1 protein-coding gene is annotated in these 1668 nt (G+C 63.6%); it reads left to right on the top strand.

Annotated elements, in window-relative coordinates; all coding sequences use genetic code 11:
- The first annotated feature begins 123 nt into the window (after positions 1-123).
- Positions 124-1518 (top strand): IS1380 family transposase, encoded by a 1395-nt coding sequence (locus M8J71_RS22875; protein ID WP_256250160.1) that lies wholly within the window; start codon positions 124-126, stop codon positions 1516-1518.
- The last annotated feature ends 150 nt before the right edge of the window (positions 1519-1668 follow it).

Below are 1668 nucleotides of genomic sequence, written 5' to 3'. Positions count from 1 at the left end.
AGCCTTGATCCACCGATGATGGCTGCTGCGCCGACGGCGGTTTAAACACGAAATGCCCGTCTTTTCAGGGAAAATTGGACTTGCGACAGAACAATTTTGCTGAAGAAGAGGAGCATCCCGCAGGTGCAAGTTTCCCATAAACGGTCCGCGGTGTCAGTTTCCTTTGACGAGCCGAATCTCGTCTCGACTGCAGGGCTGCTGCCGGTGATGACGCTGGCCCGGGACACCGGGCTCCACGAGCTGGCCAATGACTGGTTGTCCGTGCCCACGGATAAGGGCGCGAACGCCGGGCTGAAAGTCGCTTCCCTGGTCGCCGGAATGGTCGCCGGCGCCGACTCGATCGATGACATGGCACTGCTCCGCCACGGCGGAATGAGCCGGCTCTTCACCACTTGCTACGCGCCCTCGACGCTGGGTTCGTTCCTGCGGGCTTTCACGTTCGGGCACGTACGCCAACTGGATGCGGTCGCCTCCCGCTTCCTGGGAAACCTGGGGGCCAGGGCCCCGCTTCTGGGCGATCCCGGGAAGGAGGACTTCGTGTTCGTCGATGTCGACGACACGATCATCGAGGTCCACGGCTACGCCAAACAGGGCTCCGGCTACGGATACTCCGGAGTGCGCGGGCTGAATGCCCTGCTGGCCACGGTCTCCACCAAGGACACCGCCCCGGTAATCGCCGCCCAGCGGCTGCGCAAAGGAGCAGCGAACTCGGCCCGCGGAGCCAAACGCCTGATCACCGATACCCTCTCCACCCTCAAACGTCTGCAGACCGGCGGCCGGGTACTCTGCCGTTTCGATTCGGCCTTCTACGGCCATGCCGCGGTTACCGCGGCCCAGGCAGGCGGGGCAGAGGTTTCGGTGACCGTCCGGATGGACCCGGCCGTCAAACGCGCGATCGCCACAATCCCCGAAACTGCATGGACGACGATCGAATACACCGACGCGGTCTTCGACGAGACCATCAACACCTGGGTATCGAAGGCCGAAGTCGCCGAAACCGGGTTCACCGCTTTCACCTCCCGCAAAAAGGACGAGCAGATCACCGGCCGGCTGGTCGTGCGCCGGATCCCGGAACTGAACAGGAAAGCCGGCGACGGACAGGAAACCCTGTTTGAAACCCACCGGCACCACGCGTTCTTCACCACCGTGAACACCGAACGCCTGGACACCGTCGCAGCCGACAAGATCCACCGCAAACACGCCATCATCGAACAGGTCAACGCCGATCTCAAAGACAGCGCGCTGGCCCACCTGCCCTCAGGTGTTTTCGCCGCGAACTCGGCCTGGTTCATCGCCGCGGTCATGGCCTATAACCTCACCCGCGCCGCCGGAATCCTCGCGGCCGGCCCCTTCGAAAAGGCACGAACCGGCACGATCCGCCGCAAACTCATCCACGTCCCCGCCCGGATAGCTTCCAGCGCACGGAAAATACGCCTCCATCTGCCCCAAGCCTGGCCCTGGCAAACACCATGGCAGACCCTGTTCGACCACCTCTATCCGCCGACGCAACGCGCCTGAACCCCGAGAACACAGCCACACGGCGCAACCAGGACCACCAGTGGAACACCAAAGGCAGCAAGGCCGGGCACCCCAGCACGCCCTCAGCCCGCAAACCACCAAAAACCGCATCCAGCGGGACCAGCGCAAGCGGATCGGTGGATCAAGGCT

It is taken from the genome of Pseudarthrobacter sp. R1 (genome assembly GCF_024494415.1).
GTDB lineage: Bacteria > Actinomycetota > Actinomycetes > Actinomycetales > Micrococcaceae > Arthrobacter.
Note: the sequence above shows the minus strand (reverse complement) of the source record. Positions and strands in the feature narration are given on the sequence as shown.